22 protein-coding genes are annotated in these 25882 nt (G+C 72.8%); 12 read left to right on the forward strand and 10 right to left on the reverse strand.

Features of this window, described 5'->3' with window-relative positions:
- Window positions 1-13: 13 nt before the first annotated feature.
- Genes ACTWNK_RS18985 through ACTWNK_RS18995 form a run of 3 tightly spaced genes read right to left on the reverse strand, consistent with a single transcriptional unit; the run spans window position 14 to window position 2732 of the window.
- Window positions 14-346: a VOC family protein gene (locus ACTWNK_RS18985; RefSeq protein ID WP_474305525.1), complete on the reverse strand. Its 333-nt coding sequence runs from the start codon at window positions 344-346 to the stop codon at window positions 14-16.
- 38 nt (window positions 347-384) lie between these two features.
- Window positions 385-1527 (reverse strand): cytochrome P450, encoded by a 1143-nt coding sequence (locus tag ACTWNK_RS18990; RefSeq protein ID WP_474305527.1) that lies wholly within the window; start codon window positions 1525-1527, stop codon window positions 385-387.
- Window positions 1524-2732 carry a cytochrome P450 gene (locus tag ACTWNK_RS18995; protein WP_474305529.1) on the reverse strand — a complete coding sequence of 403 codons (1209 nt, stop codon included), beginning with the start codon at window positions 2730-2732 and terminating at the stop codon, window positions 1524-1526. The genes ACTWNK_RS18990 and ACTWNK_RS18995 overlap by 4 nt, the downstream gene beginning before the upstream one ends.
- A gap of 91 nt (window positions 2733-2823) precedes the next feature.
- On the opposite strand from ACTWNK_RS18995, the gene ACTWNK_RS19000 reads away from it, so the two are divergent.
- From ACTWNK_RS19000 to ACTWNK_RS19025, 6 genes are read left to right on the forward strand one after another with little or no spacing between them, the layout of a single operon-like run.
- On the forward strand, window positions 2824-3990 hold the full coding sequence (locus ACTWNK_RS19000; RefSeq protein WP_474305531.1) for a cytochrome P450: 1167 nt from the start codon (window positions 2824-2826) through the stop codon (window positions 3988-3990).
- Window positions 3987-5003 (forward strand): methyltransferase, encoded by a 1017-nt coding sequence (locus ACTWNK_RS19005; RefSeq protein ID WP_474305533.1) that lies wholly within the window; start codon window positions 3987-3989, stop codon window positions 5001-5003. Before ACTWNK_RS19000 ends, ACTWNK_RS19005 begins: the two co-directional genes overlap by 4 nt.
- Entirely contained in the window at window positions 5000-6028 is a 1029-nt protein-coding gene (locus ACTWNK_RS19010; RefSeq protein WP_474305535.1) for a methyltransferase, read from the forward strand. The genes ACTWNK_RS19005 and ACTWNK_RS19010 overlap by 4 nt, the downstream gene beginning before the upstream one ends.
- Window positions 6015-7643 (forward strand): FAD-dependent oxidoreductase, encoded by a 1629-nt coding sequence (locus ACTWNK_RS19015; RefSeq protein WP_474305537.1) that lies wholly within the window; start codon window positions 6015-6017, stop codon window positions 7641-7643. The genes ACTWNK_RS19010 and ACTWNK_RS19015 overlap by 14 nt, the downstream gene beginning before the upstream one ends.
- Complete coding sequence (locus ACTWNK_RS19020) at window positions 7640-8644, forward strand: methyltransferase (RefSeq protein WP_474305539.1); 1005 nt, start codon at window positions 7640-7642, stop codon at window positions 8642-8644. The genes ACTWNK_RS19015 and ACTWNK_RS19020 overlap by 4 nt, the downstream gene beginning before the upstream one ends.
- Before the next feature lie 13 nt (window positions 8645-8657).
- A complete protein-coding gene (locus ACTWNK_RS19025) occupies window positions 8658-9887 on the forward strand; it encodes a cytochrome P450 (RefSeq protein ID WP_474305541.1) in 1230 nt (409 codons plus the stop codon).
- Between the two features lie 62 nt (window positions 9888-9949).
- Here the strand turns inward: ACTWNK_RS19025 and ACTWNK_RS19030 are convergent, their stop codons facing one another.
- Entirely contained in the window at window positions 9950-10795 is an 846-nt protein-coding gene (locus ACTWNK_RS19030; protein ID WP_474305543.1) for a thioesterase family protein, read from the reverse strand.
- Window positions 10796-10894: 99 nt separating this feature from the next.
- Between ACTWNK_RS19030 and ACTWNK_RS19035 the strand changes: the two genes are divergently transcribed.
- Entirely contained in the window at window positions 10895-11908 is a 1014-nt protein-coding gene (locus tag ACTWNK_RS19035) for a methyltransferase (protein ID WP_474305545.1), read from the forward strand.
- Window positions 11909-13099: a cytochrome P450 gene (locus tag ACTWNK_RS19040; RefSeq protein WP_474305547.1), complete on the forward strand. Its 1191-nt coding sequence runs from the start codon at window positions 11909-11911 to the stop codon at window positions 13097-13099.
- Window positions 13100-13189: 90 nt separating this feature from the next.
- Here the strand turns inward: ACTWNK_RS19040 and ACTWNK_RS19045 are convergent, their stop codons facing one another.
- From ACTWNK_RS19045 to ACTWNK_RS19060, 4 genes are read right to left on the reverse strand one after another with little or no spacing between them, the layout of a single operon-like run.
- A complete protein-coding gene (locus ACTWNK_RS19045) occupies window positions 13190-15433 on the reverse strand; it encodes a xanthine dehydrogenase family protein molybdopterin-binding subunit (RefSeq protein WP_474305549.1) in 2244 nt (747 codons plus the stop codon).
- A gap of 2 nt (window positions 15434-15435) precedes the next feature.
- Window positions 15436-16137 carry a 4'-phosphopantetheinyl transferase family protein gene (locus ACTWNK_RS19050; protein ID WP_474305551.1) on the reverse strand — a complete coding sequence of 234 codons (702 nt, stop codon included), beginning with the start codon at window positions 16135-16137 and terminating at the stop codon, window positions 15436-15438.
- On the reverse strand, window positions 16134-17384 hold the full coding sequence (locus ACTWNK_RS19055) for a cytochrome P450 (protein ID WP_474305553.1): 1251 nt from the start codon (window positions 17382-17384) through the stop codon (window positions 16134-16136). Before ACTWNK_RS19055 ends, ACTWNK_RS19050 begins: the two co-directional genes overlap by 4 nt.
- Window positions 17381-18400, reverse strand: a complete 1020-nt coding sequence (locus ACTWNK_RS19060; protein WP_474305555.1) for a methyltransferase — start codon at window positions 18398-18400, stop codon at window positions 17381-17383. The genes ACTWNK_RS19055 and ACTWNK_RS19060 overlap by 4 nt, the downstream gene beginning before the upstream one ends.
- 127 nt (window positions 18401-18527) lie before the next feature.
- On the opposite strand from ACTWNK_RS19060, the gene ACTWNK_RS19065 reads away from it, so the two are divergent.
- The gene (locus tag ACTWNK_RS19065) at window positions 18528-19946 is read left to right on the forward strand and encodes an LLM class flavin-dependent oxidoreductase (RefSeq protein ID WP_474305557.1); all 1419 of its coding nucleotides are present in this window, start codon (window positions 18528-18530) and stop codon (window positions 19944-19946) included.
- Here the strand turns inward: ACTWNK_RS19065 and ACTWNK_RS19070 are convergent.
- The gene (locus tag ACTWNK_RS19070) at window positions 19889-21010 is read right to left on the reverse strand and encodes an acyl-CoA dehydrogenase family protein (RefSeq protein ID WP_474305559.1); all 1122 of its coding nucleotides are present in this window, start codon (window positions 21008-21010) and stop codon (window positions 19889-19891) included. The genes ACTWNK_RS19065 and ACTWNK_RS19070 overlap by 58 nt on opposite strands.
- A gap of 152 nt (window positions 21011-21162) precedes the next feature.
- Between ACTWNK_RS19070 and ACTWNK_RS19075 the strand changes: the two genes are divergently transcribed.
- Genes ACTWNK_RS19075 through ACTWNK_RS19085 form a run of 3 tightly spaced genes read left to right on the forward strand, consistent with a single transcriptional unit; the run spans window position 21163 to window position 24225 of the window.
- A complete protein-coding gene (locus ACTWNK_RS19075) occupies window positions 21163-22854 on the forward strand; it encodes an AMP-binding protein (protein ID WP_474305561.1) in 1692 nt (563 codons plus the stop codon).
- Window positions 22851-23144, forward strand: coding sequence for an acyl carrier protein (locus tag ACTWNK_RS19080; protein ID WP_474305563.1), 294 nt, complete (start codon window positions 22851-22853; stop codon window positions 23142-23144). Before ACTWNK_RS19075 ends, ACTWNK_RS19080 begins: the two co-directional genes overlap by 4 nt.
- Window position 23145: 1 nt before the next feature.
- Window positions 23146-24225, forward strand: coding sequence for a class I SAM-dependent methyltransferase (locus ACTWNK_RS19085; RefSeq protein ID WP_474305565.1), 1080 nt, complete (start codon window positions 23146-23148; stop codon window positions 24223-24225).
- Between the two features lie 39 nt (window positions 24226-24264).
- Here the strand turns inward: ACTWNK_RS19085 and ACTWNK_RS19090 are convergent, their stop codons facing one another.
- On the reverse strand, window positions 24265-25860 hold the full coding sequence (locus ACTWNK_RS19090) for a (2,3-dihydroxybenzoyl)adenylate synthase (RefSeq protein ID WP_474305567.1): 1596 nt from the start codon (window positions 25858-25860) through the stop codon (window positions 24265-24267).
- Window positions 25861-25882 lie beyond the last annotated feature (22 nt).

The following is a 25882-nucleotide window of genomic DNA, read 5'->3' on the forward strand; positions in this document are numbered from 1 at the left end:
CTGGCTCGTGTGCTCACGTGGTCTGCCAGAGGTTGAAGACCAGGCCCTGGCTGTCGCGGCACAGCGCGTCCCAGCCGGAGGCCCGCAGCGTCGGCTCCCCGGCCTCGCCGCCGAGCTCGCGCACCCGCTTCACGGCCTCCTGGATGTCGTCGACGGTGAAGTAGAGCGTGGGCACGCCTTCGCGGGCGCCGCCGATGCAGCCGAAGGGGTTGTCGGTGTTGCTGATGTGGTGCCCGCCGTGCTCGCTCGCCTCTTCGAACTGCCAGCCGAACAGCCCGCCGTAGAACGCCATGCTGGCCTCGGGGTCGTCGCTCGGCAGAGCGAAATAGCCGAGTTGGCCTGACATGTGAACCTCCTGTGGTCGGTGTGGTGCCGGCTCTACCGCTATACCGCAGTGGCGAGAAGCGGAACCTTCGCATGCGAACGGCAGAAGGTGGCCGGATCGTGCCGCTCGGGCGCCGCCGCGGCGCTCAGCCGGACGGTGCGTTCCAGCATGCTCCCGATCACCATGGCGCTCAGGCGAACCGCCATACTCGCCCCGACGCACCGGTAGGGCCCCGCGCCGAAACTCAGATGCGGATTGTGGCCGCGCCCGAGGTCGAGCCGCCCCGGATCGGCGAAGACCCGCTCGTCGTGATTGGCCGAGCCCAGCAACAGGAACAGGATCCGCCCCTGCCGTACGGTACGGCCCGCCACCCGCAGCGGCTCGGTGACCAGCCTGGCCGTGCCCTGCGTGGGGGAGTCGTAGCGCAAGAGCTCGGCCACGGCGCCCTCCATCGCGACCCGCCCCGCACGCAGCGAGCCGAGCTCACCGGGATGAGCGACGAGTACGGCCAAGCAGGTCGCGAGCGAGCTGCGGATCATCTCGATCGCGGTGAAGCAGACGAAGACGAGATTGTCGAGCGCGTGCTCCGGACGCGGGCCAGGCATCGCCTCCACCGAGGCGCCCAGCAGCACACGCGCCTCGGCGACGGCCGCGTCGGCGTCGAGCACGTCGCGCTCCGACAGCCGCAACGCGGTCAGCGCCCGGCCGAGCACGGGCGCGACGGCCGCGACCCGGCGGGCGGCGGCCTCGCCGAGCCCGAGCAGCTCGCAGACCAGCTCGCAGGCGAGGGGTTCGGCCAGGTCGCCCACCGCGTCGAACCGGCCGCGCGCGACCAGGGCGGCGACGCGCTCGTCGGCCACGGCCCCGGCCTGCTTCCACCACCGGGGCGAGGCCAGCTCGCCCAGCACACCCGACAGCCACTCGCGCGCGGGCGCGTGCGCGGGCGGCTCCTGACTGGAGACGATGCGCTGCAGCAGCTCGCACGTGGCGCCGCCGCCCACGGCGAACGCGCGGAAGGAGTCGGGAAAGCGGTGCGAGAGGCGGGGATCGCACAGCAGCTCGGCCACCTCCCGATGACCGGGCACCGCGAACGTGCCGGGCCCGGCCGCCACCAGCGCACCCGCCGCCCGCAGCTCGGCGTAGGCGGGATAGGGGTCGGCGGCCAGCCCCAGCGCCATCGCGTCGACCTTGGTACGGGTCACGGGCGCACCAGCAGCGGCACGTTGTCGAGCGTGCGGAAGTTCGGGCTCGGCCTGCGCACCGAAGGCGCGCGGCGCTCGATCGAGGAGAAGCGCTCCAGCAGCCTGCCGAACACGATCCGCCCCTCCAGCCTGGACAGCGCCGCCCCCAGGCACAGGTGCCAGCCGCCGCCGAAGCTCACGTGCGGATTGGGCGTGCGCCCGACGTCGAGCGCGGTGGGGTCGGCGAACACGCGCTCGTCGTGGTTGGCCGCGCCGATGAGCAGCACCAGCACCCGGCCGGGCCGCAGCACCCGGCCGCCGATCTCGATCGGCTCCAGCACCCTGCGCACCCCCGCCTGGATGGGCGCGTCGTAGCGCAGGAACTCCTCCACCGCCAGCGGCACCAGCCAGGGATCGGCACGCAGCCTGGCCAGCTGGTCCGGATGGTCGAGCAACGCGTCGTAGCCGGTGGCGATCATCCCGATCGACGTCTCGAACCCGGCGCCGAACGTCATCAGCGTGTTGTCGACGATCTCCTCGTAGGTCAGCCTGTCGCCGTCGGACTCGGCGGCCAGCATGTCCGACAGCAGGTCCTCGGCCGGCTCCTTGCGCCTGACCTCGATCAGCTCCCTGATCAGCGAGCGCATCCACTCCAGCGTCTCGTCGGCCGCCGAAGCGCCCTCGCCCGACAGGATGCGCCCGGTGAAGGCCAGGCCGAGATCGGTGGCCTGCGGCATGTCGGGCCAGCGCTCGGACGGGATGCCGATCATCTCGCACAGCAGCGTCGTGGTGAGCGGGAAGGCCAGGTCGCGCACGGCGTCGAACTCGCCGCACTCCAGGGCGCGCTCCATGTAGCCGTCGACGAGCTGCTCGATGCGCGGACGCAGGTTGCGGATGACATGCGGCCTGAACGCCACGGCGACCAGCCTGCGCAGCCTGGTGTGCTCGGGCGGGTCTGCTCCCGCCATGAGCCTGGGCAGCCATTCGGCCGTCGCCCCGTCGCCGACCGACAGCCGGTAGAACTCCTTGGGGAAGGAGTGGCTGAGCCTGGCGTCCTTCTGGAGGGCGGCGACCTCGGCATGCCTGACGACACCGTAGGTCCCCGCGCCGATGCGGCACAGCGGACCAGCGGACCGTAGTCGTGCGAACTCCGCATAGGGATCGGCGACCACCCCGGGGTCGACCGCGTCGTAGCGGGGAAGCAGCGCGGAACCGGCGGCTTGCATAGAAACAAGTATGTAGAGGCGAGCATTGGCCTGACAAGGTGTATCCGCTATCTTGGTTTTGCCAGATACGAGGATATGGACGGGTGGGCAGATGAGCATCCAGGTGCAGATCGGGCTCGGAAAGTTGTTCGACCCCTCGGCACGACCCGACCCCTATCCGATCCTGGCCAAGCTGCGCGAGGCCACCCCGTGTGTGATGCCCGCCGTGCAGACGGTCGTGGTCGGCACCTACGCCGACTGCTCCAAGGTGTTGCGGGAGCGGTCGATGAGCAGCCTGCGGCCGGACTCGCCCTCGTTCTTCTCCCTCGACCCGCCCGAGCACACCAGGCTGCGCGGGCTGACGGCCAAGGCGTTCAGCTCCAAGGTGGTCGACGCGCTGGAGCCGAGGATCAGGCAGATCGCGCACGAGCTGCTGTCGGAGGCGGCCGACGCCGACGAGTTCGACCTGCCGCAGCTCATGGGCTACCAGGTCACCGGGCGCATCATCTGCGAGATGTTCGGCCTGCCGCACGCCGACGTGGAGGTCTTCCGCGACTGGACCAGGCTGCTGACCCACCACATCGACCCGCAGCTGTTCCCGGACCCGGAGTTCAACCGGGCCGTCGCGCAGGCGCGCACCGACTTCGAGGACTACTTCAGGCCGCTGGTGGCCGAGCGCAGGAGGAACCCGGGCGAGGACATGGTCTCGCGCCTGGTGCACGTGCGCGACGGCGACGGCGTGCTGAACGAGCAGGAGCTGCTCGACACCTGCGTGCTGCTGGCCGTCGCCGCGCACGAGAACCCGGTGGGGCTGATCGCCAACACCTTCCTCGCGCTGCTGCGCCACCCCGACCAACTGGCCCAGGTACGCGCCGATCCCTCGCTGGCCGCCGCCGCGGTGGAGGAGACGCTGCGCTACGACGCGCCCGCCCAGCTGACCGGCCGTACCGCGACCAGGCCCGTCGCGCTCGACGGGCTGGAGATCCCGGCCGGCTTCTCGGTCCTGTTGTTGCTGGCCGCGGCCAACAGGGACAGCGCGTTCTTCCCCGACGCCGACCGCTTCGACCTGCACAGGGGCGCGAGCAACCACCTGGCGTACGCGGCGGGCCCGCACTTCTGCATGGGCGCCGACCTGGCCAGGCTGGAGGCCAGGGTGGTCATCGAGGTGCTCGCCGAGCGCCTGGGCGACCCCTGGCTGGTGCCGGGCAGCCTGGTCTACAAGCCCAACATCAGTATCAGGGGCCCGCTGCACATGAGCGTGGGCGGCAGGATCAAATGAGCGCGCCGCTGACCGACATGCGACGGCTCGCGGAGATGGCCGACTACCTGGTGCCGTTCGCGGTGCGCGTGGCCGGTGACTTCAGGATCGCCGACGAGCTCGCCCAGGGGCCGCGCCCCGCCGCCGAGATCGCCGCCGCGCTCGGCCTGCACGCCGGAGCCGTCGAGCGCGTGCTGCGGGCGCTGGCGGCCAAGGAGATCTTCGCCGAGGTGGAGCCCGGCGTGTTCGCCCTGACGCCGATGGCCGAGTTCCTGCGCAGCGACCACCCGCACTCCCTGCAGGGCACCTTCCCTCTGATGCCGGACGACGTGCAGGCCTGGGCGCACACCGCGCACAGCATCCGCACCGGCGAGTCCGGCTTCGTCCACGTGCACGGCAGTGACTACTACGACTACTTCGTCGACCTGCCCGAGGAGTGCGCGCGCTTCGACCGGTCGGTCCAGACGCTGCACGTGCTCATGGTGCGTACCCTGTTGCCCGCCTACGACTGGGCGTCGCTGCGCACGCTCGTCGACGTCGGCAGCGGCAACGGCGCCTTCACCGCCGAGCTGCTGGCCAGGTATCCCGGCATCACCGCCACGCTGTTCGACCTGCCCCACGTGATCGGCAGGGCGCGCGAGGAGCTGGAGCGCGCCGGGGTGGGCGAGCGGGCGAGCACGGTGGCGGGCGACTTCTTCGAGAGCGTGCCCGAAGGCGCCGACGCCTACCTGCTCAAGACGATCCTGCACGACTGGGACGACGAGCGGGCACGGCGCGTCGTCGAGGTGGTCGGCGCCGCGATGGGAGCGCACAGCCGCATCGTCGTCCTGGAGGCCGTGCCCCTGCCCGGCGACGCCTACGACATCGGCAAGGTGATGGACATCAAGCAACTCGTGCTCTTCGGCGGCAGGGCCCGGACCGAGCAGGAGTTCGAGGAGCTGTTCGCCGCCGCGGGCATCAGGCTGTCGCGGATCGTGCGCACCCCCACGCTGGTCATCGTCGAAGGAGTCAAGGCCGAGGGGGGTACGGCGTGAGCCGCCGATCCGGTGTCGACATCGCGGCGATGCTGCGGCTGATCGACCTGACCGACTACATCGTGCCGCACACCATACGCTCGGCCGCCGAGCTCGGCCTGGCCGACCACCTGGCGGGTGGGCCACTGCCGATCGGCGAGCTCGCCGCCAAGGCTGGGGCCGACCCCGCCGCGCTGCTGCGGGCGATGCGGGCGCTGGCCTGCAACGGGCTGTTCACCGAGGTCTCGCCCGAGGTCTTCGGCCTCACGCCGCTGGCCGAACTGCTGCGCGAGGACCACCCGTACTCGATGCGCGGCCAGCTCTCGCTCATGCCCGCCGAACTGTACGCCTGGGCCGGCTACCACGACGTCATGCGCACCGGCGAGCCCGCCTTTCCCCGGGTGCACGAGCAGTCGTTCTGGGCCTACCTGGCCGCCCATCCGCAGGACCTGCGGCGCTACGACGCGGGCCAGCGCGACCTCGGCAGGGTGGAGCTGCGGGCGCTGCTGCGCGCCTACCCGTGGCAGGAGCTCGGCACCGTGGTCGACGTCGGCGGAGGCGGCGGCGCCTTCCTGGCCGGGCTGCTGGCCGCCCATCCGGACCTGGTCGGCGCGCTGGTCGACCTGCCCGCCGCCGTCGCGGGCGCGGCCGAGACGTTCGCCTCGGCCGGGGTGCGCGGGCGGGCCGCGATCCTGGCGGGCGACGCCAGGTCGGTGCCGCTGCCCGAGGGCTCCTACGTGCTCAAGAGGGTGCTGCAGACCTGCCCCGACGAGACGGCGCTGGCCCTGCTGCGCGCCGTCGCGGCGGCGATGACGCCGAGCAGCAGGCTGCTGCTGCTCGAACCGGTGCGCGACCCGGCGAGGACGCCGGGCCCGCTGGAGATGTACGACCTGTTCCTGATGGTGTTCACCGGCGGGCGGGTGCGCTCGCACGAGGAGCTCGCCGATCTGCTCGCCGCGGCCGGACTGCGGGTGAGCTCGGTGCGCGAGACGGCGGTGTACCCCATCGTCGAGGCGGTGCGGAAGGACTCGGATGTCGATAGCTGATGGACACGCGGACGTCATCGTCGTCGGCTCGGGCGGCGCCGGCCTCACGGCCGCACTGGCCGCCGCCCGCTCGGGCGCGAGCGTGACGGTATTGGAGGCGCACGAACGCTGGGGCGGCACCACCGGCATGTCGGGCGGCGCCGTCTGGGTGCCCGCCAACCACCGGATGGCCGAGCACGGCATCGCCGACAGCTTCGAGGAGGCCCTGGAGTACTGCGCGCCGCACGCCGACGGCCGTGCGCCCGAGCTGGTCGAGGCCTACCTGCGGGCGGCTCCCGCCATGGCCAGGTTCGTCGAGCGGCACAGCCCGATCGAGTTCGCGCCGATGGCCTACCCCGACACGCTGGCCGAGTCGCCCGGCGGCAGGGCGAGCGGCAGGCACCTGGAGGTCGCGCCGCTCGACATCGGCGACATCGGGCCGACCGACGGCATGGTGTGGACCGCGCCCTTCCCCATGGTGCTCACCAACGACGAGCTGTTCGGCGGCGCCGTGCACGGCGGCACCACGATCCCGGTCTCGCTCATCGGCAGGCGGATCGCGGCCGACGAGGTCACCCTCGGCCTCGGCCTGGTGCTCGGCCTGGTCACCGGTTGCAGGCAGGCGGGCGTCGAGCTGGTCAGCCGCTGCCGTGTCGTGGAACTGCTGCTCACCGACGGCCGCGTGACGGGCGTGGTCGCTGAGCGCGAGGGCGAACGCGTGACGATGACGGCCGCCTCGGGGGTCGTCCTGGCCGCCGGAGGCTTCGAGCACGACAAGGGCCTCATGCGGCGGCTGGTCGGCGGCGAACTCGGCGACGCGCTCTCGGCGCCGGTCAGCCGGGGCGACGGCCTGCGCCTGGCCGCGAGCGCCGGAGCCGAGCTGGCCCACACCGGCGAGTGCTGGGCGGTGGCCGCCACACCGGTCGAAGGCCGCATCTGGGACGACCCCGACGCCACTCCGCGACCGCTCATGCTGATGGCCGAGCGGTTCATGCCGCACACGCTGTGGGTCGACAGGCACGGCAGGCGCTTCGTCAACGAGGCCGCGCACAACGCCGCCATGGCGCTGACCGAGATCGACCCCGGCACGCACCTGCCGAGACACCTGCCCGTGTGGGCGATCTGCGACGCGCAGTACCGCGAGGCCTACGCCTTCGCCGGGGTCAGCCCGGGCCAGAAGCTGCCCAAGCACGTGCTGGTCGCCGACACGCTGGCCGAGCTCGCCGACGTGATCGGCGTCGACGCGGCCACGCTGGAGCGGACCGTGGCCAGGTTCAACGCGGGGGCGGGCGAAGGCCGCGACCCCGACTTCGGCCGGGGCGAGGCCGCGTACGACCGCTACAACGGCGACCACAAGGCCCCGCACCCGACGCTCGGCGAGCTGTCGCGCCCGCCGTACTTCGCCGTCGCCGTGCACCGCTCGGCCATCGGCACCAAGGGCGGCCCGCGCATCGACGCCCGCGCCAGGGTGCTCGGCTGGGACGGCCTGCCGATCCCCGGGCTGTACGCGGCGGGCAACACCGCCGCCTCGGTGTTCGGGCCCGGCGCCATCGCCAACGGCATGCATCTCGGTGCGGCCATGACGATGGGCTGGCTCGCGGGCACCGTCGCGGCCGGAGCCGAGCCAGAGCTGTGAGCAGGCTGGACATCAAGGCCTTCGTCAGGCTGACCGAACTGGCCGACTACATCGTGCCCTTCGCGTTGCGCGTGGTGTGCGACCTGGGGGTGGCCGACCATCTCGTGGACGGGCCCAGGCCGGTCGGGGAGCTGGCCGAGGCCACCGGCGCGCACGCCGACTCGCTGCACCGCGTGCTGCGGGCGCTGGCCTCGCGTGAGATCTTCGCCGAGTGCGATCCCGGTGTGTTCGCCCTGACGCCGCTGGCCCAGCCGTTGCGCGCCGACCACCCGCTGTCCCTGCGCGCCGCCTACCCGCTGCTGGCGGCAGAGGTGAGCGCCTGGGCGCACGCCGACCACAGCGTGCGCACCGGCCGGGCCGCCTTCGACCACGTGCACGGCGAGCCGTACTGGGACCATTTCGCGGCCAGGCCGCGCGACGGCAGGCGGGTCGACGAGCTGCAGGCGTCGGCGACCAGGCTGCACCTGCGCACGCTGCTGGCCGAGTACGGCTGGGCCGAGCTGGGCCGCGTCGTCGACGTGGGAGGAGGCAACGGGTCGTTCGTCGCCGGGCTGCTGGCCAGGTTCCCCGCGATGCGCGCCACGCTGCTTGACCTGCCCGGCGCGGTGGCGGGAGCGCCCGAGATCCTGGCCGCGGCCGGGGTCGCCGACCGGTGCGAGGTCGTCGCGGGTGACTTCTTCGAGCACGTGCCCGCCGGGGCCGACGCCTACGTGCTCAAGACCGTCCTGCCCGGCTGGGACGACGAGCGCGCCGGCGCCCTGCTGCGCACGGTGCGTACGGCGATGCGGCCCGACAGCAGGCTGCTCGCCCTTGAGGCGGTGCCGCCGCCGGGCGACGCCTTCGACGTGGCCAAGCTGTTCGACGTCCAGACGCTGGTCATGGCCGGGACCGGCCACCGGACCCGGGAGCAGCTCGACGAACTGTTCGGCGCGGCGGGCCTGCGGCTCACCCTGGTGCGGCAGACCGCCACGCTGGCCGTCGTCGAGGCCGTGCCCGGCTGAGAGAGAGGCGCAGGTGGAGGCTTTCAATCCGTTCGACCCGGTGGTCAACGCCGATCCCTACCCGTTCTACGCCCTGCTGCGCGAGCACGATCCGGCGCACTTCTCCGACGTGCTCGACGCCTACGTGCTCAGCAGGCATGCCGAGGTGCACGCCGCCTTCAGGGACGTCGACAGCTACTCGTCGGCCCCGCGCGGCGGCACGCCCGACGGGGTGCGCTTCCTGCTGGGCTCCGACCCGCCCGAGCACACCGCACTGCGCAAGATCCTCAACAGGCGGTTCACGCCAGGCGCCGTCGGCGTGCTACGGGCCGAGGTGGAGCAGATCACCGCCGAGCTCACCGCCGGGCTGATGGCGGCACGCGAGGGCGACGTCGCCGACTATGTCGAGCATGTCGCCTACCCGCTGCCCGTGATCGTCATCGCCAGGCTGATGGGCATACCCGACGAACGGCGTGAGGACTTCAAGCGCTGGGCCGACGCCATGGTCGGCGGCGTCGGCCTCGACCCGGCCGGGGCGGCCCGTGCCTTCGTCGAGCTGCGCGCGTACTTCCTGGAGATCATCGGCGATCGGCGGGAGCGGCCGGGCGACGACCTCATCAGCAGGCTGGTGACCGGGACCGAGCCGCTCAGCGACGACGAGCTGTGGGGCTTCTGCACGCTGCTGCTCATCGGCGGCACCGAGACCACGACGAACCTCATCGGCAACGGCCTGGCCGCCCTGCTGGCCGACCCCGCCCTGCAGGCCGCCCTGCGCGCCGATCCTGGCCTGGCCGAGTCCTACGTCGAGGAGACGCTGCGCCACGACGCGCCCGTGCAGGCGGTGTGGCGCATCACCAGGCGCGAGGTACGGGCGGCGGGCACGCTGATCCCGGCCGACTCCAGGGTCCTGCTGCTGCAGGGCTCGGCCAACCGCGACCCCGCCGTGCATCCCGACCCCACCGTCTTCGCGCTGGAGCGTCCCGGCCGCGAGCATCTCGGGTTCGGCGTCGGCATCCACTTCTGCCTGGGCGCGCCCCTGGCCCGGATGGAGGCACGCGCCGCCGTCACCACCCTGCTGGCCGTCACCTCGGACCTGGAACGCGCGGGGCCCGGCCGGTTGATCTGCGCCGTCACCGAGGCCGCCGAGGCCGCCGAGCGCGAGGGCCGGGTACGGCGCCGCACGCAGAACGCACGGCCCCGGGTGCGGCGCAATCCGGTCGTGCGGGGGTTGCGGAGCCTTCCCGTGCTGCTGAAGGGGCGCTGAGCGAAGGGCCGCTGGTTGCAGGGGCCCGCTGGTTGAAGGGCGCTGGTTGGAGGGGCGCCGATTCAGCGCCAGCCGCGGCCCACGTCGCGATACAGCATCTGCTGGGCGCCGGTGCCCAGCAGCAGGCCGTCGGAAGACCAGATACGGGCACGCGCCCCCAGCAGGCCCGCTCCCGCCCCCGTGCCCTCCGCCTCCAGCAGGAGCCACTCGTCGTGCGAGGAGTCGTGGAAGGTGACGTACAGGTCCATGCTGGGGGCGATGAACGTCAGCTCCTCGGTGTCGAACGCCTGGACCACGGCGGGGAACTGGGCGATGTCGGCGGCGAAGGCGACCCGGCCGGCGGCGAGCCAGGGGTCGGCGTCGGCGGGCAGCGGCTCGCGCATGCGCATCCAGCCGAGCACCGTGGGCACGCCCTGCTGCGGCGTCCACTCGCCCTGCTTCCACTCCGTCAGCCTGACCTCGTAGCCGTGCTCCCAGATGGGCAGGACGGGAATGCCGTCCCGGGCGACCAGGTCGTTGAGCTCGGTCAGCTCCAAGGGCGGCGGCAGCGCGGCCGAGGCCATCCAGCGGCGTTCGGGGCCTTGAAGGGCGGGCGAGACGGCCCAGACGTGCGCGTCGAGCACGGCCTTGCCGTACTGGGTCATGCTCACGCGCAGGGCGCTCGCGCGGCGGGTGGCGCGCAGGGTCTGGACGGTGATGTCGACCTCCTCGAAGGCGGGCACCCCGGCGAACTGGCAGGCGATGCTGCCGGGCCTGGCGTCGGGCCTGACGGCTCCGGCGGCGCGCAGGGCGAGGGTGGCCAGGTAGCCGCCGTTGGGGCCCCACACCGACCACTCCTCGCGCAGCTTGACGCGGAAGGCGGCATCGCCGACGGGTTCGAGGACGGTGTCTTCGGCCAGGCTCGCCACGGGGAACCTCCGCGAGAGTGTCGACTTTTGGGCTTCTACAGTCAAGATACAAGCCCTATGGTGTGCAGAGAAGCAAGAAACGCGATGGAGGTGCAGGACGTGATCGACGGACTCGACGCTCCGCCGGTGGAGACCATCGCCCGGATCACCAGGCTGGGCGACTACATCACGCCGATCGCACTGCGGGTGGTGTGCGACCTCGGCATTCCCGACCTCCTGGACGAGCCGCGCACCGCGCAGGAGCTCGCACAGCAGACGGGCACGCATGCCGACTCGGTGCACCGGCTCCTGCGCGCGCTGGCGGGCCAGGGGCTGTTCGCCGAGGACAGGCAGGGCAGATTCGCCCTGACCGAGATGTCGCAGGTGCTGCGCTCCGACCACCCCTACAGCGTGCGACGGCTCTTCCAGCTCATACGGCCCGAGCTCGAAGCGTGGATCCAGTTCGACCACGCGGTGCGCACCGGCGAGGACACCTTCGCCCACGTGCACGGCGAGAGCTACTGGAAGCGCATGGAGCACGACGAGACCTTCCACCGGCAGTTCGAGGCCGAGATCGGCTGCATGACCGAGCACGAGCTGCGCGCGGTCGTGCCCGCCTACCGGTGGGGCGACTTCAAACGCCTGGTCGACCTGGGCGGCGGCACCGGCCAGATGCTGGCCGGCATCCTGAAGGCCAATCCGGACATGAGCGCCGTGCTGTTCGACCTGCCGCACGTCGCCCCGCACGCCAGGCCCTTGCTGGAGGCCGAAGGCGTGATGGACAGATGCGAGATCGTCAGCGGCGACTTCTTCGTCTCGGTGCCCGAAGGCGGCGACCTCTACCTGCTCAAGCGCGTCTTCTACGACTTCGACGACGAGCAGACCGTCGCCATCCTCCGCAATGTGCGCAAAGCCATGCACGAGGGCAGCCGTGTCGTCACACTCGACGGCCTGGCCCGCTCCGACAACCGCTACGACGTGGGCAAGCTGCACGACCTGTTCGTGCTCGGCCTCGGGCGCGGGCGCTGCCGTACCCGGCAGGAGATGGTGCGGATGTTCGGCGAGGCGGGGCTGCGGCTGCGCAGGGTGATCCCCACGGGGGTCTTCCCCCTGGTCGAGGCGGAGCCGGTGTAGATGGGCGAGCCGATACTGCCGCCCAGGTTCGACGCCTTCGACCCCGAGGTGCTCGACGACCCCTACCCGACCTACGCGCGGCTGCGGGCCTCGGGGGCGGTGTGCAGGGGCGGGCCCGCGACCTGGGTGGTCACCGGGCATGCCGAGGTGTCGGCGCTGCTGCGCGACGAACGCGTCGGGCACACCTTCCCCGAGGGCTTCCGCGCGCCGTTCGCGGCCGAGGGCGGGTCGGCCGACCGATTGCTCGGGCGCATCGTCTCCAGCCTGGACGCGCCCGAGCACACCCGCATCCGCAAGGAGGTCGCCAAGGCCGTCAACCCGTCGATCGTGCGCGGCCTGCGCGAGCGGCTGGTCGCGCTGATCGGGCCGCTGCTGGACGCCGCGGCCGATCGGGGCGAGTTCGACGCCGTCGGCGATCTGGCGCTGCCGTTGCAGATCGCGGTCGGCTGCGACCTGATCGGCGTGCCCGCCTCCGAACGCGACCAGGTCTGGCCGAGGGCGATGGCGCTCGGCAGGGCGTTCATCCCCATGGCGGCGTCGGGGGAGGGGATCGCCGACGACGGGGCCGCCTCCTGGCTCGACGGCTACGTGCGCGACCTGCTGGCCCGCAGAAGGGCCGCGCCGGGCGACGACGTGCTGTCACGGCTGCGCGACCGTCTCAGCGACGACGAGATCGTGGACAACACCATCTTCCTGTTCTTCGCCGGGTTCGAGACCGCGATGTACATGATCACCTCGGGCCTGGCCACCCTGACCCGCTTCCCCGGCCAGTTCGCCCGCCTGCGCGAGGACCGGGCCCTGCTGCACACGGCGGTCGAGGAGATCGTCCGCCACGACGCCCCCATCCAGTCGATGGCCAGGCTGGTACGCGAGCCGATCGAGCTCGGCGGCCGGGTGATCAGGCCGGGACGGGCGCTGCTGCTGCTCATCGGCTCGGCCAACCACGACGAGCGCGTGTTCGCCGACCCCGCCGCCTTCGACGTCGGCCGCAGGCCCAACCCGCATCTGGCCTTCGGCGGCGGCGCGCACCACTGCCTGGGCGTCGCCCTGGCGCGGCTGGAGGGCGAACTCGTCCTCGACCTGCTCCTGAGTCGCTTCGCCCACATCGGCCCGAAGGCGCCACCGGTGCGCAGGCCGCATCCCAACCTGCGCGGGTACGACAGCGTGCCGCTGGAGGTCAAGCCGGCCTGAGCGATCGCCTGCCGTATCCCGGGTTGCGTCGGGGGCTGCTGGAGGTCGAGCCCGGCCGAGTGTTCGCCTGCCGTACCCGGGCCTGTGCGGCTACGACGGCGTGCCGCCGGAGGCCGAGCCCGCCTCGGTGATCGCCTGCCACACCCGCTCGGGGGTGGCGGGCAGGTCGACGTGCCTGACGCCGAGGGGGGACAGCGCGTCCACCACGGCGTTCTGCACGGCCGCGGGAGCGCCGACGGCGCCCGACTCGGCGATGCCCTTGGCGCCGAGTTCGTTGACCGGCGTCGGCGTCTGGGTGAGCAGCGACTCGAAGGCGGGCAGCTCGGCGGGGCCCACGCACACGTAGTCGGCCAGCGTCGCGGTCAGCGGCCTGCCGTCCTCGTCGTAGCGCATGTGCTCGAACAGCGCCTGGCCCACGCCCTGCGCCACGCCGCCGTGCACCTGGCCTTCGGCCAGCACCGGGTCGAGGATGGTGCCCGCGTCGTCGACGGTGACCATGCGCAGCAGCCGTGTGCGCCCGGTCTCGACGTCCACCTCGACCAGCGCCAGGTACGCGCCGTAGGGAAAGGTGGCGGAGGCGGCACGGTAGGCGCAGTCGGCGGCGATCGGCCCGCCGTTGAACTCGACGACGTCGGCCCAGCCAAGTACGGCCTCGCCGGTGCCGAACAGCCCGGTCGCCGGGTCGAAGGCGGCCTCGGGCACGCCGAGCGCCTTGGCGGCCACCTCGCGGGCCAGGGCCAGCACGCCTTCGGCCGCCCGGCTCACCGCGACGCCGCCGGTCTGCAGCGAGCGCGAGCCGCCGGTGCCGCCGCCTTCGGCCAGCTCGGCCGTGTCGCCCTGCCGCAGCTCCACCCGCGACCGGGCGATGCCGAGCCGCTGCTCCACCAGCGTGGCGTAGGCCGTGGCATGCCCCTGACCGTGCGCGAACGTGCCGCAGCGCACCTCGGCGCAGCCGTCGGCCCGCACCTCGACCCTGGCGTGCTCGGGCCTGGTGTCGGCATTGGACACCTTCACGAACACCGACAGGCCGATCCCCAGCTGCAGGGGACCGCCCGCCTCGCGCAGCGCCTGCTGCTCGGCGCGCAGCCGTTCGTACCCGGCCGCGTCCAGCACACGGTCGAGGGCGGCGTGGTAGTCGCCGACGTCGTAGGTCACGCGGGTGAGCGTGCGATGCGGGAAGGAGGAGGCGGGCACCAGGTTGCGCCGCCGTACCTCGGCCGGGTCCATGCCGATCTCGGCGGCGAACAGGTCGACGGCACGCTCGAGCGCCGTGGTCGCCTCCGGCTGGCCCGCGCCCCTGTAGGCCACGACCGGCGTGGTGTTGGTGACCACACTGGTGGAGGTGAACTTGGCCCGGCCGATGCCGTACACGCCGGTCAGCATGGTCCTGGTGGCGTAGGGCAGGAAAGCGCCGATCCTCGGATAGGCGCCGCAGTCCTGCAGCACGGTCAGCCGGTAGGCCAGGATGCGGCCCTCGCGGTCGCCGCCGATCTCGACGAGCTGGCGTTGCGCCCGGCCGTGGCCCAGGCCGATCATGCTCTCGGTCCGGCTCTCCGACCAGCGCAGCGGCCGTCCCACCGCACGGGCGAGCCAGGCCAGCACGACGTCTTCGGGATAGGGCAGGCCCTTGGCGCCGAACGCGCCGCCGACGTCGTGCGAGACCACCCTGACCAGGCCCTCCTCCAGGCCGAGCGCCTTCGCCAGTGCCGTACGCCACAGGTGGGGGCCCTGGGTCGAGCCCCAGTAGGTGAGTGTGCCCGCCTCGTCCCACACGGCGGCGCCCGCGCGTACCTCAAGGGGGCAGGGGGCCAGGCGCTGGTTGTCCATCTCCTGGGACACGACGACCTCGCAGCCGTCGAAGGTGTCGCCGCGTCCGGCGGGCCTGGCGAAGGCGAGCCTGAAGGCGGCGTTCGTCCCGGCGTCCGGGTGCAGCAGCACCTCGTCGGCCGCGGCCTTCGTCACGTCGGTCAGCACCGGCAGCGGCTCGTAGTCCACGACGACGGCCGCCGCCGCCCGCCTGGCCGACGTCCTGTCCTCGGCGACCACCACGGCCACCGGCTCACCCACGTGCCTGGCCACGCGGGCGAGCACCGGCTGCCCCATGGCCTGCTCCAGCATCGGCGGGTCGGGCGCCAGCGGCGGCAGGTCGACGTCGCCCGCGGCCCACACGCCGATGACGCCCGGCATGGCCAGCGCCGCCTCGGCGCGCACGGCCTTCACCCGGGCGTGGGCGTGCGGGGACCCGACGAAGGCCACGTGCGCCGCGCCCGGCAGGTCGGTGTCGGCCAGGTAGCGCCCGCCTGCCGTGAGCAGGCGATGGTCCTCGGTCCGCATGACTACCCCTCCAGGGCGATGGCGGTCAGAACGAGCCCCGCGCGTACGGCGAAGCGGCCAGTGAACGACGTGACGGGCCCCTCGGCCCCGATCGTCGCGACGAACGCGCGCCCGGCCGGGTCCAGGCGCACCTCGGCGTCGGCGAAACCCAGCCAGGTCCCGGCCAGCGGGCTCCACGCCTTGTAGACGCTCTCCTTGGCGCTGAACAGCACCATGTCCCACGGCACGCCGCAGGGCAGCGCGGCCAGGTGCGCACGCTCCCGCGCGCCCGTGACCCTGGCGAGCACCCCGCGCGGCAACGGCCCGGCGGGCTCGGCGTCGATGCCCAGCGCACGGAAACGACGGCCGGAGGCGACGGCGGCGGCGGTGTAGCCACGGCAGTGCGTGAGGCTGCCCACCAGGCCGTCCGGCCACAGCGGCCCGCCCTCGGGCCCGCGCGGCAACGCGCCCACCCGCACGCCGAGCGCCGCCCCCGCCTCACGCGCGCACGAGCGGACGGCGGCGAACTCACGCCTGCGCGCCGGGGCCGCCCGGCCGAGACAGGCACTCTCCTCGGGCCACAACCGGCCACCGACCGGCTCACCCACGAGTGGCCATATCGGGCCGCTGTCCGGCTCGCCCATGAAGGGCCCCAACCGGCTGCCGACCGGCTCGCCCACGAGGTCGCGGACGCTGACGCCGGTTGGCAGCAGGTCGCCGATCATGCCGGTGTGAGCCGTACGTTCAGCTCGTGCAGGCCGCGGAAGTTGCTCTCGCGCCAGGTCAGGCGCTCGTCCAGGACCTCGATACGGGAGAACCTGCGCATCAGCCCGGCATAGGCCAGCTGCAGCTCCATCCTGGCCAGGTGGATGCCCAGGCAGTGATGCGGCCCCCAGGCGAACGACAGCGGTTGCGCGGGTGTGTCCGGCCCGGCGAAACGCGTCAGGTCGAGCGTCTCGGGGTCGTCGAACCTGGCCGGGTCGCGATTGGCCGCCGCGAGCATGATGAGCAGGTGCTGGCCCGCCTTCAGCTCGGTGCCGTCGGGCCAGTGCGTGTCGTCGTGCACGAACCTGCCCAGCAGGTGCGGTGGGTTCTCGTAGCGCAGCAGCTCCTCGGTCGCCGAGACCAGCAGGTCGGGGCGCTCGCGCAGCAGCTTCTCCTGCCCGGGGTTGGCCGCGAGCGCCGTCACGCCGTTGCCGATGGCGTCGGTCGCGGTCTGGAACCCGGCGCCGAACAGCAGCACGGTCACCGCGGTGATCTCGCTCGCGCTCAGCCGCTCGCCGTCCTGCTCGACCTGGGCCAGCGCCGACATCAGGTCGTCGCGCGGCTCGGCCTGACGCTTGCGCAGCAGGTCGCCGAAGTACTCCTCCATCTCCTGCAGCGCCTCGTCGGAGGCGCGCAGCACGTCCGGCGGCGCCAGCATCTCCAGCGAGGCCGACGCCTGCCTGGTGAGCCTGCGCAGCATCTCCCAGTCGGTGTCGGGCACGCCGACGAGCCTGCCGATGACGGCGACGGGCAGCCTGAAGGTGAAGGAGTCGACCAGCTCGACCTCGCCGCCGCCCGGCCCGACTCGCTCCAGCAGCCCGTCGAGCAGCTCCTCGACCAGGGTGGAGACGCTGTCCTTGAGGTTCCTGATCCGGCGCGGCGTGAGCGCCTTGGCGACCAGGCCGCGCTGGCGCACGTGCGGAGGGCCGTCCATGTACATCATCGTGCGCGGCCTGCCCTCGCCCCGGTGGTCGCCCAGGCGCGGGCGCTGCTCGCCGTGCGTCATGTGCGGGCTGGTCAGCGCGAAGTGGCAGTCGTCGTAGGAGGTCAGCATCAGGGCCACGCCCTGGTCGAAGGTCAGCCGGCAGCGCGGGGCCAGCTCCCTGAGCCTGCGGTAGTACGGATACGGGTCGTACACCGCGTTCGGTGCCTTGAACACGATCTCCATGGCCAGCTTGGCCGGATTGCCGCTCAGCGTCGCGGTCATGGGTGTGCCTCCTCGGTTGCCACCTCGACGATGGGCAGCATCATCGTGTCCAGGACGCGCTCGACCCGCAGGCCGGCCGATGCGCAGAGCGCGCCGATCTCCTCCACGCCCCGCACCCTGCCGCCCGCCATGGCGAACAGCAGCAGGTCGTAGGTCTTGCCGACGTCGAAGGTGTTGCCCGGTTTGCGGATCGGCTCGAGGACGAGCAGCCTGCTGCCGGGCTTCATGGCCGCCCTGACCGTGCGCAGCAGCTGGACGGCGCGCTCGTCGTCCCAGCCGTACAGGATGCGTTTGAGCAGGTACACGTCGGCGCCGGACGGCACGGCCTCGAAGAAGCTGCCGCCGCGCACCTCGCAGCGCCCGGCGACCCCGGCCGCCTCCAGCACCTCGTGCGCCTGCGCCGCCATGTCGGGCTGGTCGAACAGGGTGCCGCGCAGGGCGGGGAACCTGGCCAGCAGGCCGGACAGGAACGCGCCGTTGCCGCCGCCCACGTCCACGACCGTCTCCAGCTCGCCCCACCGGTAGGCGGGCAGCAGGGTCCGCAGCTCCAGTCGGGTGGCCGCCTGCTGCGAGGCGTTGAACTTGCGCAGTTCGTCGGGCCGCTCGGCCAGGTAGTCCCAGTAGTTCTGCCCGAGCGCGTGGTCGAAGGACGGCTCGCCGGTCCGCACGCTGTGGTCGAAGTGCGCCCACGCCTTCACGTCGCCGGGCAGCAGGGGATAGGCCTCGCGCAACGACAGCGGATGGTCGCCGCGCAGCGGCTCGGCCATCGGCGTCAGCGCGAACTCGTCCTCGCTCACCTCGGTGAAGACGCCTCGGCAGGCCAGCGCCCGCAGCACCCGGCGCAGCGACGCGGGATGCGAGCCCGTCGCGCGCGCGAGGTCCTCCAGGGTGCGCGGCCCTTCGACGAGATGGTCGGCGACGCCCAGGTCGCACACCACCCGCAGGGCGAACGGCACGATGTAGTCGGCCAGCTCCGTCAGCTTGACGAACGACGCGATGTCGATCCGAGTCCGCATTGGTTCTCCCATCGCTTCCGTCTGGCAGCGTATTGACCAGATGCGAGATGAAGCAAGAGGTGTGATATCTCGGGTTCTCACGATAACGTCGAAAGATACGAGACTATCGTCGTGAGGATGGCCTGGCATGCACCTCAACGTCTTCACCCAGTGCTCGCCCTCTCCGCAGTTCAAGGGGTTGTGGCGGCACCCGGAGGACCGCAGCGCCACCGGGTACCGGTCGCTGCGGCATTGGACCGACGTCGCGCGCAAGCTGGAGGCGGCCTGCGTGGACGCCCTCTTCTTCGCCGACATCCACGGCGTCTACGACGTCTACCAGGGCTCCTGGCGCCCGGCCGTACGGCATGCGGTGCAGATTCCCTCGATCGACCCGGCGCTGCTGATCCCGGCGCTGGCCGCGGCGACCGAGCACCTCGGATTCGCGGTCACCTACTCCACGACCTACCACCCGCCCTACGAGTGCGCGCGGCTGTTCAGCTCGCTGGACCACCTGACCGGCGGCCGGGTGGCATGGAACGTCGTCACCTCCTATCTGCGGTCCGCGACGGCCAACGGCCTGGGCGACTACCTCGACCACGACGCCCGCTACGACCGCGCCGACGAGTACGTCGCCGTGGCCAGGGCGCTCTGGGAGAACAGCTGGGAGGACGGCGCGGTCGTGCGTGACGCGGCGGCCGACATGTTCGCCGACCCGGACAAGATCCACCAGATCGACCACAAGGGCGAGTGGTTCGAGGTCAGGGGGCCGCACCAGTGCGAGCCTTCGCCGCAGCGCACGCCGGTGCTCTACCAGGCGGGCGCCTCGCCGCGCGGCACCGCGTTCGCCGCCAGGCACGCCGAGGTGGTGTTCATGACCATGTCGGACCCCGAGGCGGGCAGGCCGCAGGTGGCCGAGCTGCGCCGCCAGACCGAACTGGCCGGTCGCGACCCGGCCTCGGTCAAGGTGCTGCAGGGCGGCATGGTCATGGTCGGCGCCACGAAGGCCGAGGCCAAGCAGAAGGCCAGGCTGTACAACGAGCTGTGGAGCGGCGAGGGCCAGCTGGCCAAGTGGTGCGGCTGGATGGACGTCGACCTGGCCGCCTACCCCGACGACACCCCGGTCGAGGAGATCGCGGCCGAAGGCAGCAAGTCGTTCGTCGGCTTCCTGCGCAGGCTCGGCCCCGAGCGCATGTGGACGGTGGGCGACGTGCGCTACCTGGTCTCGCGCCCCCGCCGCCCGCGACGCGACGCGCCCGTCACCCTGTACGGCACGCAGGAGGAGGTCGCCGACCGCATGACGGAGTGGATCGAGGTCTGCGGCGTCGACGGGTTCAACCTCATCCCCTCGCCGCCTTCGGCCGGTGTCGACGACATCTGCGACCTGCTGGTCCCCGAACTGCAGCGGCGCGGCATGTTCCGCACCGCCTACGACCCGGAGCAGGCGACGCTGCGCGAGCGCTACTTCGGCGCGGGCAGAGCCCGGTGCGAGGTGCCCGCGCCGGCCACGGGTCAGGGCAGCGAGGGGTCCACCTCGGCCCCGACCAGCAGCGCGCCGAGCACGCCGTAGTAGTCGCGCCCGTTGACGAAGTGCTGCGCGGAGGTGTGCATGTCGCGCAGCCTGCGCTGCAGGGGTGAGCGGTCGTAGACGGTGGAGCCGCCGCCCAGGGCGTGCGCGGTGTCGACGACGGCCGCGCACAGCGAGGCGACCCTGGCCGAGGTCGCCCGCAGCCTGGAGCGCCCGAGCGCACCCGGCACCACGCCCGAGGCGACGGCCCCGGCCTCCTCGTGCAGCAGCGCCCTGGCCGCGGCGCACGTCATCTGCGCCTCGCCGAGCCGGTCCTGGAACAGCGCCGACTGCGCCAGGCCGCGCCTGCTGAAGGCCGGTCGTTTGCCGCCGGTCGCCAGGGCGATCACCTCGTCCAGCGCGCCCTGGGCCAGGCCCACATTGACCGCCGAGATCAGCAGCCCGGCCTGCGCGACCCTGAACCTGTTGGCCTCGCCCTCCAGCGCGGAGGTGCGCCCGTCCGGGCAGCGCACGGCCGAGACCCGCACGTCGTGGCTGGCGGTGCCGCTCAGCCCCAGCACGTGCCAGGTGTCGACGATCTCGGCCTCGCCCGCGGGCAGCACCACCATGCGGGTCACGGGCGCGCCGTCCGGCCCGGTGCGCACCGCGCGGCCGTCCAGCACGACGCAGGTCAGATAGACCCAGTCGGCGTACGGGATGCCGGTGACGAAGGGCCATTGGCCGTTGACCCGCCAGCTGCCCTCCTCGTCCGACGCCCGGCCCTTGGGCGCCACCGCGCCCGCGCCCAGGGCGTCGGGCCCATCGGCGTAGATCTCGGCGAGCGCCGCCTCGGGGAAGGAGGCGAAGATGAGCTGGGCGAGGGTGACCTGGCCGACCGTCCAGCCGGTGGAGCCGTCGGCCCTGGCCAGCTCCTCGATGACGCGCAGCGCCTGCGGCAGCGGTGTGCCGGGCCCGCCGTGCCGCTCGGCGACCAGCATGCGCATGGCGCCCGCCTGGACGAGGTCCTTGACCACGTCGTCGGGCAGGCGCCTGGCGGCCTCGATCTCCTCCGCCCTGGCCTTCAGCGCCGCGGCCATCTCCTGGACCCGGCCGAGTGTGTCTGTCAACGTGGCCTCCGTGAAACTAAAGAAGCGATACTAGGATCTGGGATCTCTCGAAAACGTGCATCCTCATCTATGCTTTCCCCATCGAAGCGTCCACGGTTGGAGCGCAATGCGATGATAGCTTCTTGTTTCTCGCGGCTACCAGGCGGTGAAAGGTGACGTCTGCGCGCGGCCTGCTGTCCTGGCTCGACGACCCGTCGGCCGAGCGCGGCATCAGGTTCGCGGGCTCCGGAGACCAGTGGGAGTTCTGGTCCTACGCCGATCTGGCCGCGCTCAGCCTCAGGGTGGCCGTCGGGCTCACCGCGACGGGGGTGCCCGCCGGTTCGGTGGTCAGCATCGTGCAGCAGTCGAGCCCGAGGTTCGTCGCCACGCTCTTCGGCGCGATGGCGGCGGGCTGCGTGCCCTCGCCGGTCGCGCCGCCGCTCACCTTCCAGGACCCCGGCGCCTACGCGGCCCATGTCGGCGGACTCGTCGGCGCGGCGCGGCCCAGGGCGATCGTGGCCGACACGGACCTGGCACCCACCCTGCGGTCGATCGAGGCGCTGCGGGAGGCGCCGGTGCTCGACGTGGACGAGGTGCTGGCCGCCTCCGGTGACGGCGGCTCGCTGCGGGCGGCGCGGGCCGACCTCGCCCTGCTGCAGTTCACCTCGGGCTCCAGCGGGACCGCGCGCGGCATCCGCGTGCCGTACCGGGCGCTCGAGGCCAACATCGACGCCATCAGGCGCTGGCTGCGCATGACCGAGCAGGACCCGACCGCCTCCTGGCTGCCGGTGCACCACGACATGGGGCTGATCGGCTGCCTGCTCACGCCGATCGTCAACCGCAGCGACATCTGGCTGATGCGGCCCGAGCAGTTCATCCACCAGCCGCTGCGCTACCTGCGCTGCTTCGGCGAGCGCGGGGCCAGGCTGACCGCGATGCCGAACTTCGGGCTCTCCTACGTCGCACGCCGGGTCACACCCGCCCAGGTGGCCGATCTCGACCTGTCCGGGCTCAGGACCGTGATCGTCGGCGCCGAACGGCTGGACCCCTCCGCGTTCGAGGCCTTCCACCGGCTGCTCGGGCCGCGCGGGTTCGACAGGCAGGCCGTGCTGCCCGCATACGGCCTGGCCGAGTCGACGCTCGCGGTGACCGGCCTGGCCTGCGGCGAAGGCTGGAGCAGCCTGGCGGTGCGCCCCTCCGGCCTGCGCATGGGCGCCAAGGTGGTGCCCGCGGAGCCGGGCGAGGACGCCCAGGACCTCATCGGCTGCGGCAGGCCGCTCGGCGAGGCCAGGGTCACCGTGCACGACGCCGACGGCGGCGAACTGCCCGACGGCGCGGTGGGCGAGATCGTCGTGCACGGCCCGAGCGTGGCCGAAGGCTACATCGCCGAGTCGCCCGACGCCCCGTCCAGCTTCGCCGACGGCGCGCTGCACACGGGGGACGCCGGATTCCTGCACGAGGGCCAGCTGTACGTCCTGGGCAGGCTCGGCGACAGCATGAAGGTACGCGGCCGTTCGGTGTTCAGCGAGGACCTGGAGGCGGCGCTCGGCCAGGCCGGGGTGCCGCCGCTGCGGGTGGCCGCGCTGCTCGGCGTCAGGCAGGGCGCGCCCACCGCCGTCGCCCTGTTCGAGCAGGCCAAGCCCGAATGGCTCGCCGCCTGCACGACCCTGCTGGCCCAGCGGGCCGAAGGCGCGCGCGTGGTCGTGGTGAACGCACCGCGCGGCTCCATCGCCAGGACCTCCAGCGGCAAGCCGAAACGGCGCGGGCTGTGGCAGTCGTTCCTCGACGACCTGCTCCCGGGCGAGGTGGTCGCCGACACCGGAGGCGACCAGATCAAGACGAACACCTTGAGAGGACAGTCATGACCGAATCGACCACGACCCCCATGACCGAGGCCGACCTCCGCTCGTCCGTGCGCGCGGTGGTGCTCGAACTGGCGCCGGGCGGCGACGAGTCGGCGGGCCCCGACGCGCATCTCGTCGACGACCTGGGCTTCCACTCCCTGGCCCTGCTGGAGCTGGCCTTCACCCTTGAGGACGAGTTCGACCTGCCGCCGATCGACGAGACCACGGCGAGGTCGATCACCACGATCCTCAATGTGCAGAACCACGTCGTCGGCGAGCTCAGGGAGCGCGGCGAACTGGCCGAGGGCTGAGATGAGCGGCCCGACGACACCCGAGGCGGCCGCGCGGGCGCTGTCCGTGCGGCTCTTCCTCGCCACCCTCGCCACCCAGGAGTCGCTGGCCGCCTACCTCGGGCTGAAGCTCGGCCTGTACGAGGAGCTGCACCGCGGCGGCCCCGCGACGGCGGCCGGGCTCGCCGGGCGCACCGGGCTGTCGGAGCGCTACCTGCGGGAGTGGCTCGAACAGCAGGCCGTGTGCGGGCTGCTGGCGGCCGACGGGCCGGATCCGCTGTTCTCGCTGCCCGCCGGGCACGAGCGGGTGCTCATCGCCTCGGACGACCCGCTGTCGCTGGTCTCCACCGCGTTGCTGCCGCTCGGCGGGGTGGCGGGCGCGCTGCCCGAGCTGCTGGCCGCGTTCGCCTCCGGGCGCGGCGTGCCTGACGAGGTGTACGGCGAGGACTGGCGTCAGGGGCACGGAGGCGCCAACCGCTCGCTGTTCACCCGCCAGTTCCCGGCCTGGCTGCGTGTGCACGTGCCCGACGTGCACGCCCGGCTGTCGGCGGCGCCCTCCCGCGTCGCCGACGTGGGCTCGGGCGCCGGGTGGGCGTCGCTCGCCCTGGCCAGGGCCTACCCGGCGGCCCATGTGCACGGCCTGGACCTGGACGCCGAGGCGGTGGCGCAGGCCGATGCCAGGGCCAAGGAGGCCGGGCTCGGCGACCGGGTGAGCTTCGAGGTCGCCGACGCCACGGCGCCGGGGCACGGCCGTACCTACGACCTGGTCTGCCTGCTCGACACGCTGCATGAGCTGCCGCGTCCGGTCGAGGCGCTGGCGGCGTGCCGGGCGATGCGCGCCGAAGGGGGAACGGTCCTGGTCATGGACGCCAAGGTGGCGGAGTCGTTCACCGCGCCCGGCGACGAGGTCGAGCGCTTCCAGTACGCCACCAGCCTGCTGCACTGCCTACCCGCGGGCCTGGCCGCCGACGACTCCATGGCCACGGGCACGATCCTGCGCCCCGGCCGGGTGGCCGAGCTGGCCAGGGCGGCGGGGTTCACCGAGGTACGCCGCTTCGAGCTGAGCGACCGCTTCCACCGGTTGTACCGCCTGGTGGACTGAACCGCCCGCCTTCGGTCCGCGAAGGCGGGCGGTACGGCGTCAGCCCCGGTCGGCCAGCTCGCCCAGAGCCCTGCGGTCGACCTTCCCCACGCCGGTCAGCGGCAGCGACTCCACGCGGCCGAGCCGGTCGGGCAGCTTGAAGGCGGCCAGCCCCCTGCCGGTGAGGAAGTCCTTGAGCTCCTCCAGCGTGGGCGGCCGCCCGGCGGCGACGACGAAGGCGTAGCTCTTCTCGCCCAGCGTGGCGTCGCGCACGGGGACGACGGCGGCGGCCCTGACCCGGGGATGGGCCAGCAGGTGCGACTCGACCTCCTCGGCCGACACCTTCTCGCCGCCCCGGTTGATCACGCTCTTGACCCGACCCTCGACCACCAGCCGTCCGGCCTCGTCGAAGCGGGCCAGGTCGCCGGTGCGCAGGAAGCCGTCGGCGGTGAACGTGGCGGCGTTGTGCTCGGGCACGGCGTAGTAGCCGCGCAGCGTGCAGGGCCCCCTGGCGATCAGGTGCCCGATCTGCCCGGCCGGCAGGTCGCGGTCCTCGTCGTCCACGATCCGCAGCTCGTCGGCCTCGCACATCGGCGTGCCCTGCGTGTGGGCGGGCACCTCGGCCGGGTCGGTGCGCCTGGTGAAGCACAGCACGCCTTCGGCCATGCCGAACCAGTGCGTGAGCGTCGCGCCGAGCTCGGGCCCGACCCGCAACGCGGTCGCCGGGTCCAGCCTGGCGCCGCCGACCTCGATGGTCAGCCCGGACAGGTCGGCGTCGAACAGCTCGGCCGTCTCCATCCACAGCGGCAGGAACGGCGGCATCAGCGTGGTCAGCGTCGCCCCCTCCCGCCCGGCCAGCGGCAGCGCCTCGTCCGGCGCCGGACTGGAGGCCATCAGCACCCGCCCGCCCGCCCGCAGCGCGCCCAGCACACCCGGGCAGCCGAGCGCCGCGTTGTGCGCGACCGGCAGGACGGCCAGGTAGACGCCGTGCTCGTCGAAGCCCATCGCCTCGGCGCTGGCCCTGAGCTGGAAGGCGTAGTCGTCGTGCGTCCTCGGGATCAGCTTCGGCAGGCCGGTCGTGCCGCCCGACAGCAGGAAGAAGGCCGGGTCGGCGGGGTCGGGCGCGGGCAGTTCCCGAGGCCGGCCCTCGACGGCGCCGAGCGCGGTGAACTCGCCGGGCTCGCCCGCGACCAGCACGTGCTTGACCGAGGGCACCGCCGCCACCACCTCGCGGGCCAGCCGCCTGTGGTCGACGCCCTGCACCACGTCGGGCACGACGAGCGCGACCGCCTCGGCGTACTCGCTCAGATAGGTCAGCTCGGCCCTGCGGTGGGCCGGGAGCGCCAGCACCGGCAGCGCGCCGAGCCGGAACAGCGCCACACACGTGACGACGAACTCGGCGCAGTTGGGCAACTGCACCACCACCCGGTCCTGGCGGCCGACGCCCAGATCGGCCAGGCCCGAGGCCAGCCGGTCGGCCCATGCGTCGAGCTCGCCGTATGACCACCTGCGACCGCGTGCGACCACGGCCGTGCGGCCGGGATCGGAACGCGCCCAGGGGCGCAGCAGTTCGCCGAGCACCTCGCCACGCCAGTATCCCGCGCGGCGGTATCGCCCGGCCAGTTCGTCGGGCCACGGTACGAAGCCAGTAAGCACAGCCTCGATCCTCCGATTCGTG

It is taken from the genome of Nonomuraea sp. IBHARD001 (assembly GCF_056106265.1).